Genomic DNA, 8,062 nt, shown 5'->3' with positions numbered 1-8,062 from the left:
AGGCGTGCTAGTCTCTTCGATAGTTAGAACGGATGTTCGAAGCCTTCCTCCGAGGCTCCGGCGTCCGGGATGACGCCGGGAGCGAGTTTCGCGGCTTTGCTCCCGGGTGTGGCACCCGCGAAGTGCTGCACGAGAGGTTCCGGGCATTCGCGGGCCCGGCGCCCTCAGACAAGGCAGGACCGTCGCCCGCCACCCCCCGACCCCCGGGTGGTGGGCGACGGACCCGCCGGCAAGGTCCGGCCGGGTGTGGTGTGGGGAAGCTTCACGCCCGGCCGGCTCGCCCACACGGGCGCTGCGTCTTCCTCCGCAGCGATCGGTTCGACAGCGATCGGTTCGGCCCAGCTCGGTTCGCCCAGCTCGGATCGATACCGCGATCGGTTTCGCACGGCACGTCGGATGCGACACACGCGAGGAGACACGACCTATGGCGAGCACCACGGCGCCGGCCCTCATACGGACCCCCGGCCTGGCACATGCGCCGACCGCGGCCGTCCAGGCGGAGGCGCCCACGGTCCCGGCGCACATGCTGCCGCACCGCACTCCTGCCCAACTGCTGGCCATCGCCCGGCAGGGCCTCGCCGAGGCGGCGCTGACCCGCCCCGACGGCCTCCGCTACGCGGCCGCGCACCTGGCCGCCCTGCGCGCCGCCGCGGCCGTGCTGGCCGCGCGCGCCCGCCCCGCCGCACCCACCCGCCGCAGCCGGATGACGAGCGTCTGGTCGCTGCTGGTGCTGGTGGCCCCCGAGTTCGCCGACTGGGCCAGCTACTTCGCCCTGGGCGCCGCCAAACGAGCCGCGGCCGAGGCCGGCATCCCGCGCGTGGTGAGTCCCCGGGAGGCCGACGACCTCCTGAGGGCAGCAGAGCAGTTCGTGACCGTGGTCGAGTCGTCCCTGGGCCTGGCCTACCAGCCGCCCTTGGCCGCCTGACCAGGCGCGCCTAGGCACGCCGGCTCGCCACCCGGCCCGGCCGCCCGGCCTCGGCTCGGCTACCTGGCCTCGACCCCGGAGCCGGCCGCCCGGCTCCGGGGTCGGCCACCCGGCCTCGGCCACCCGGTCCGGCGACCTGGCCTCGACCACCGGTCCCGGCCCGGCCACCGGTCCCGGCCCGGCCACCGGTCCCGGCCCGGCCACCGGTCCCGGCCCGGCCACCGGTCCCGGCCCGGCCACCGGTCCCGGCCACCGGTCCCGGCCACCCGGGTCCGGCCACCCGGGTCCGGGCCAGGCCACTCCGGCCATGGTCACGCGATCGGCTTCGCGCGGGCTGCCGGCTATGTCGGCTGGTGTCGTGGGCTGCCGGGGCGCTTGCCGGCGTTGCGTGGGCCGGCTTGTGTCTGGGCTGCTGGTCACGTGGTCGCTGCCGCTTCGCCGGCCCAAAGAGCGCGACAGCTCACCTTGGGTTGGGCCGGCTTTGGCGGGGCGTGGTTCGTCCGGTGTGGGCGATGCATGTATTGGCGGTGCCTGCTCGGGATGAAGGGCGGGTGATCGCGCGGTTCGTCCCGGGAGCCGGGCGGGCCGGCGGGAACACTGGAACACGGCAACACGGAGCGGGGCAACGATGGCGGGACGCATGATCAACGGTGCGGCCGCCCTTGCCGAGCTGGTTCGGGCGGCGGGTGAGACGGCGGAGCCGGGCGTACATCGGGTGCTGCCGGTGGCGCCCGAGCTGAGCGGGCTGCTGCCGGGGCGCGGGTTGCGCCGGGGCAGCACCGTCTCGGTCGCCACCGGGCGTTCGCAGCCGGTCGGTGGCGGGACTTCGCTGCTGCTGGCGCTGCTGTCCGAGGCTTCGCGTACCGGATCCTGGTGTGCGGTGGTCGGCGTGCCCGCGCTGGGCGCCATCGCCGCGGCCGAGAGTGGCATCGCCCTCGATCGGCTTGCGCTCGTGCCCAACCCCGGCCCCGAGTGGCCGACCGTGGTGGCCGCCCTGATCGACGGCGTCGACGTGGTGGTCGTGGCCGTGCCCGGCGGGGTGTCCCCGTCGATCGCGAGCCGCCTGGTGGCGCGGGCCCGGCAGCGGGGTTGCGTGCTGATGCCGTTCGGCCCGTGGGACGGCGCCGACGTGACCCTGCAGGTCACCGAGGGCCGCTGGGAGGGACTCGGCCCCGGCCGGGGACGGCTGCGCCGGCGCGAGGTGACCGTCCTGGCCCGCGGCCGCGGCGCGGCGGCCCGCCCGCGGGAGGCCACGATGTGGCTGCCGGGCGTCACCGTCCGCCCGTTCACGCTCCCACCCACACCTACCACTTCGGACAACCGTCCCGCCGCAGACCTCCCGACCACCCCCGAACCGGCCCCGGCACCGCAACAGCCCCCAGCGGCAACGGCCACCACGGCATCCATCGCCATTCGTCCGCTTCCGGCCCCACCGACCCGTGCGAAGCGGAAAGGCCGCCCGGGCAGTGGAGCGGCGGCCCGATCGCTTGCCGTCACGGCGTCTCGCCTGGCCGCCGACGCGGCGTCGGGTGCCTCAGCCGCTGCGGCGGCGGGTGCCTCAGCCGTCGTGGCGTCGGGTGCCTCAGCCGTCGTGGCGTCGGGTGCCCCAGCCGCTGCGGCGTCGGGTGCCCCAGCCGTCGCGGGAAACCGTCTGGTCGCCGCTGCGGTGTCGGGTGCCCCGGGGACCCGCCGGGTCGCCGAGGCGGCGTCTCGCCCGGCCACCATCTGGTCGGCTTCCGGGCCGGTGCCTCGGGAACGCCTGGCGGTGGTGTGACGTGGGCGGGGAGGGGCGGACTCTGCTCGTGTGGTGTCCGGACTGGGCGGTGGTGGCGTCCGAGATCGTCGACGGGGTGGACGGGTCGGGGGCGGTTGTCGTGCTCAAGGAGAACCGGGTGGTGGCGTGCTCGGAGACGGCTCGGCTGGAGGGGGTGCGGCATGGGTTGCGGCGCCGGGAGGCGCAGAGCCGGTGTCCGCAGCTGGTGGTGGTGGAGCACGATCCCGGGCGGGATGCCCGGGCCTTCGAGCCGGTGGTGGCCGCGGTGGAAGAGGTCGCGGTCGGCGTGGAGGTGATTCGGCCGGGGAGTTGTGCGCTCGCGGCTCGTGGGCCGGCCCGGTATTTCGGCGGGGAGGAGGCCGCGGCCGAGCGGATCGTCGAGCAGATCGCCGAGGCCTGCGCGGTGGAGAGCCAGGTGGGTATTGCGGACGGGGTGTTCGCGGCGGGACTGGCCGCGCGGGACGGGCGGGTCGTGGCTCCCGGGCAGACGGCGGCGTTTCTGGCCGGGATGCCGATCGCCGCGTTGGAGCGGCCCGAACTGGTCGACCTGCTCAAGCGGCTGGGGATCAAGACGCTCGGGGACTTCGCGCGGCTGCCGGCGGGGGATGTGCTGAGCCGGTTCGGGTTCGACGGGGCGCTCGCGCATCGGCTCGCCTCGGGGCAGGACCATCGACCGCTCGCGGTTCGACGGCCGCCGCCCGATCTGGACGTCGCCGACACCTACGACGAGCCGCTGGAGCGGGTGGATGTGGCCGCGTTCGCCGGGAAGGTGCTGGCGGAGCGCCTGCACGAGCGGCTCGCGGCGCACGGGCTCGCCTGCACCCGGCTCGGGATCGAGGCGGTCACCGCCGACGGCCAGGAACTGCACCGGGTGTGGCGGCACGACGGCACGCTGACCTCGGCGGCGATCGCCGAGCGGGTGCGCTGGCAGCTGGACGGCTGGCTCACCGGGGCCCGCCGCGGGGCGCCCGCGCGGCCCACCGCGGGGCTGGTGCGGCTGCGGCTGGTGCCGGACGGGGTGATCGTCCACCTGGGACTCCAGCCGGGGCTCTGGGGCGACGCGGGGGCCGACCGGGATCGGGCGCACCGGGCGTTCAGCCGGGTGCAGGGCCTGCTCGGGCCGGAGGCGCTGGTCACGCCGGTGCTGGGCGGCGGGCGCTCGGCCGACGACCAGGTGCGTTTCGTCCCGTGGGGCGACGAACGGGAACCGACCCGCCCGGCCGCCCCGCACGCCGAGCCCATCCCGGACGTCACCACCACCCCGATCCTGGCCCGCTCCGGCTCGCCCGACCTCGATTTGTTCTCCGATATGGAGATAAATCCGGGCGCGAGCTCGGAGGCCGACGGAGTGATCCACCTGGCGTCCCGCCGAGCAGCCCGAGCCGCTCAACACGACGGCAGCCCGGCGGGCGCGGGCGGGCAGGCGGGTGCGGGCGGGCAGGCGGGTGCGGGCGGGCAGGCGGGCGCAGGCGCGGGCGGGCAGGCGGGTGCGGGCGGGCCGATGGCGGGCCTCACGGTCGTGGCGGTGCCGGCCGTGCGGCGCAAAGGCCGTCGGTCGTCCAGCCCGCCGGCCGCGTTGCCGCCCTGGCCGGGGCGGATCCCCAAGCCGGCGCCCGCGGTCGTTCCGCCGCAACCTCCGCCTGCGGTGGTCCTCGACGATGCCGGCACCCCGGTCGGCGTCAGCGCCCGCCTGGAACTGACCGGCGACCCCGCCGCCCTGATCGTCGAGCGCGGCCGGCCGATCCCGATCAGCGGCTGGGCCGGTCCCTGGCCGATCGACGAGCGCTGGTGGGCGGTCGGCGAGGGCCGGCGGCGGGCGCGTTTCCAGGTGCAGCTCGAGGACGGCCGTGCGCTGCTGCTGTCCCTGGAGAGCGGCCACTGGGCGGTGGAGGCCATCTATGACTGAGGAGCACGGGTGAGCTTTCACAACCCGAAGAAGTCGTGGAAGGAGCTGGAGGCCGAGCTGACCGGGCGCCGGGTCGAGCCGCCCACCGGGGACGGCATCCGGCAGATCGGGCAGCAGGCTGCCAAGCCGTACGCGGTGGACCCGCTCGCGATCGACGCGGACGGTGGCGATTCGCCGGTCTGGAGCCGGAAGCGTCAGCCCTACCAGGCGCCGCCCATCATCAAGAAAGAGCAGACCGTCCCGTACGCGGAGCTGCACTGTCACACCAACTTCAGCTTCCTCGACGGCGCCAGCCACCCGGAAGAACTGGCCGAGGAGGCGGCCCGGCTCGGCCTGACCGGGCTGGCCGTCACCGATCACGACGGCTTCTACGGCGTGGTGCGGTTCTCCGAGGCGGCCCGCGACCTGGAGCTTCCCACGATCTTCGGGGCCGAGCTGTCCCTGGGGCTGTCCAAACCGCAGAACGGCGAGCCCGACCCGGAGGGGCGACACCTGCTGGTGCTGGCCAAGGACGCGGCCGGCTACGCCGCGCTGGGCAGCCTGATCGGCGAGGGGCAGCTGACCGGCGGGGAGAAGGGCAAGCCCGACTACGGCGGGACCGAAAGGATCGCCGAGCGCCTGAAGGACCACGTCATGGTGCTGACCGGCTGCCGCAAGGGCCTGGTACCGCACGCGCTCGCCACCGGCGGCATCGAGGCGGCTGCCCGGGAGCTGGACCGGCTCAGCCAAAACTTCGGAGCCGAGAACGTCGTGGTCGAGTTGACCGATCACGGCGATCCCTACGACGGCGACCGCAACGACGTGCTGTACGAGCTGGCCCACCGGCGCCACCTCAAAAAAGTCGCCACCAACAACGTGCACTACGCGACCCCGGCCCGGCGCCGGCTGGCCACCGCGGTCGCCGCGGTTCGCGCCCGGCGCAGCCTCGACGAGATCGACGGCTGGCTGCCCGCGGCCGGCACCGCCCACCTGCGCAGCGGCGCCGAGATGGCCCGCCGGTTCGGCGCCTACCCGGGCGCGGTCGAGCTCGCCGCCGAGCTGGGCGCCGCGCTCGCCTTCGACCTGCAGCTGGTCGCGCCGCAACTGCCCGCGTTCCCGATCCCCGAGGCGGGGTACACCGAGATGGGCTGGCTGCGCGAGCTGACCATGCGCGGTGCCCGGGCCCGGTACGGCCTGCCCGAGGAGGTGCCCGAGGTCTACAAGAAGATCGCCTACGAGCTCGCGATGATCGAGGAGCTGGACTTCCCCGGCTACTTCCTGGTCGTCTACGACATCGTCAAGTTCTGCAAGGACAACGACATCTACTGCCAGGGGCGGGGCTCGGCGGCGAACTCGGTGGTCTGCTACGCGCTCGGCATCACCAATGTGGACGCCTTCGAGTACGACCTGGTCTTCGAGCGGTTCCTGGCGCCGGAGCGGGACGGGCCGCCGGACATCGACGTGGACATCGAGTCGGACCGCCGCGAGGAGGTCATCCAGCACGTCTACGAGAAACACGGTCGCCGGCACACCGCGCAGGTCGCCAACGTCATCTCCTACCGGCCCCGCTCCGCCGTACGCGATATCGCCAAGGCTTTTGGTTTCTCGCCCGGGCAGCAGGATGCGTGGAGCAAGCAGATCGACCGCTGGGGCGACGTGGCCACCGTGGACATCGACGACATTCCGGAGCAGGTCGTCGCGTACGCCAATGAGTTGCAGACCTTTCCCCGCCACCTCGGGATCCACTCCGGCGGCATGGTGATCTGCGACCGCCCGGTCAGCGAGGTGTGCCCGGTCGAGTGGGGCCGGATGCCCGGCCGCACCGTCCTGCAGTGGGACAAGGACGACTGCGCCGCGATCAACCTGGTCAAGTTCGACCTGCTCGGCCTCGGCATGCTGTCCGCGTTGCACTACGCGTTCGACATGATCGACGACAAGCTCGACTTCGGCGACATCCGGCCGTCCGACCCCGAGGTGTACGAGATGCTGTGCCGGGCCGACTCGGTCGGGGTGTTCCAGGTGGAGAGCCGGGCGCAGATGGCCACCCTGCCCCGGCTCAAGCCGCGGGAGTTCTACGACCTGGTGGTCGAGGTGGCGCTGATCCGGCCGGGCCCGATCCAGGGCGGCTCGGTGCACCCGTACATCCGGCGCAAGAACGGCGTCGAGAAGTGGGAGATGCCGCATCCCACGATGACCCGGGCGCTGGAGAAGACGCTGGGCGTGCCGCTCTTCCAGGAGCAGCTGATGCAGCTGGCGATGGACTCGGCCGGGTTCAGCCCGCTCGAGGCGGACAAGCTGCGCCGGGCGATGGGCTCGAAGCGCTCGGTGAAGAAGATGGAGGAGATGCGCGAGCGCCTCTACCAGGGCATGGCGGCGAACGGGATCACCGGGGAACTGGCCGACGACCTCTACGTGAAGCTGTGCGCGTTCGCGAACTACGGCTTCCCGGAGAGCCACGCGATCAGCTTCGCGTACCTGGTCTACGTCAGCGCCTGGCTCAAGCGTTACCACCCGGCCGCGTTCTGCGCGGCGCTGCTGAACGCGCAGCCGATGGGCTTCTACTCGCCGCAGTCGCTGGTGGACGACGCGCGCCGGCACGGTGTGGAGGTGCGCCGGCCGGACATCAACGTCAGCGACGCCAAGGCGACGCTGGAGACCACGCCGGAGACCCGGCACAAGAGCGAGAAGGATGGCCTTCAGTCCGGTCAAGGGCGGTGGCGGGGCGGTCGGACAGGGGAGCCTCCGCACGCTTGGGGACTGAACGGCCCGGCCGTCCGCCAAGGGCTTTCCAGCGTCCGTACGGTGGGGGACGAGCTGGCCGAGTCGATCGAGCAGGAGCGGCGCGCCCACGGCCCGTACCGCAGCATGACCGACCTCGCCCGTCGTACCGGCTGCACCGCCGCTCACCTGGAGGCTCTCGCCACGGCCGACGCCTTCGCGGGGTTCGGCCTGTCGCGCCGGGAGGCGCTCTGGGCGGCCGGCGCGGCCGCCCAGGACAAGCCGGACAAGCTGCCGGGCACGGTGTCCGGGGCGGCCGCGCCGATGCTGCCCGGGATGAGCGAGGTGGACCGGCTGGTGGCCGACGTGTGGGCGACCGGGCTGTCCCCGGATGCGCACCCGGCGCAGTTCATCCGGGCGGAGCTGGATCGGGTGGGCGCGGTGCGGATCTCCCAGCTGGGCGGGGTGCCGACCGGCACCCGGATCCGGGTCGGCGGGATCGTCACCCATCGGCAGCGGCCGGCCACCGCGGGCGGGGTGACCTTCGTGAACCTCGAGGACGAGACCGGGATGCTGAACGTGACCTGCTCGCCCGGCCTGTGGCAGCGGTACCGCCGGGTGGCGAAGACCAGCCCGGCGCTGATCGTGCGGGGCCGGCTGGAGAAGTCCGAGGGCGTGCTCAACCTGGTCGCCGATCGGATCGAGGCGACCACCCCGCCGGTGACGCCGGCGTCCCGCGACTTCCGGTGACGCTGCTTCC

At 73.8% G+C, this 8,062-nt stretch carries 3 protein-coding genes and 1 pseudogene; all 4 read left to right on the top strand.

Annotation, left to right across the window (positions count from 1 at the left end):
* The first annotated feature begins 523 nt into the window (after positions 1 to 523).
* The 4 genes and pseudogenes from ODJ79_RS07625 to ODJ79_RS07610 all read left to right on the top strand — a co-directional run bounded on the left by ODJ79_RS07625 (position 524) and on the right by ODJ79_RS07610 (position 8,052).
* Positions 524 to 925, top strand: coding sequence for an SAV_6107 family HEPN domain-containing protein (locus ODJ79_RS07625; protein WP_411267278.1), 402 nt, complete (start codon positions 524 to 526; stop codon positions 923 to 925).
* Between the two features lie 628 nt (positions 926 to 1,553).
* Positions 1,554 to 2,195 (top strand): annotated as a pseudogene (locus tag ODJ79_RS07620) (hypothetical protein); the annotation flags it as partial.
* A gap of 505 nt (positions 2,196 to 2,700) precedes the next feature.
* The gene (locus tag ODJ79_RS07615; RefSeq protein WP_263022595.1) at positions 2,701 to 4,605 is read left to right on the top strand and encodes a DNA polymerase Y family protein; all 1,905 of its coding nucleotides are present in this window, start codon (positions 2,701 to 2,703) and stop codon (positions 4,603 to 4,605) included.
* A gap of 9 nt (positions 4,606 to 4,614) precedes the next feature.
* A complete protein-coding gene (locus ODJ79_RS07610) occupies positions 4,615 to 8,052 on the top strand; it encodes an error-prone DNA polymerase (protein ID WP_263022594.1) in 3,438 nt (1,145 codons plus the stop codon).
* Positions 8,053 to 8,062 lie beyond the last annotated feature (10 nt).

The sequence above is a fragment of the Actinoplanes sp. KI2 genome (assembly GCF_025630775.1).
GTDB lineage: Bacteria > Actinomycetota > Actinomycetes > Mycobacteriales > Micromonosporaceae > Actinoplanes.
Note: the sequence above shows the minus strand (reverse complement) of the source record. Positions and strands in the feature narration are given on the sequence as shown.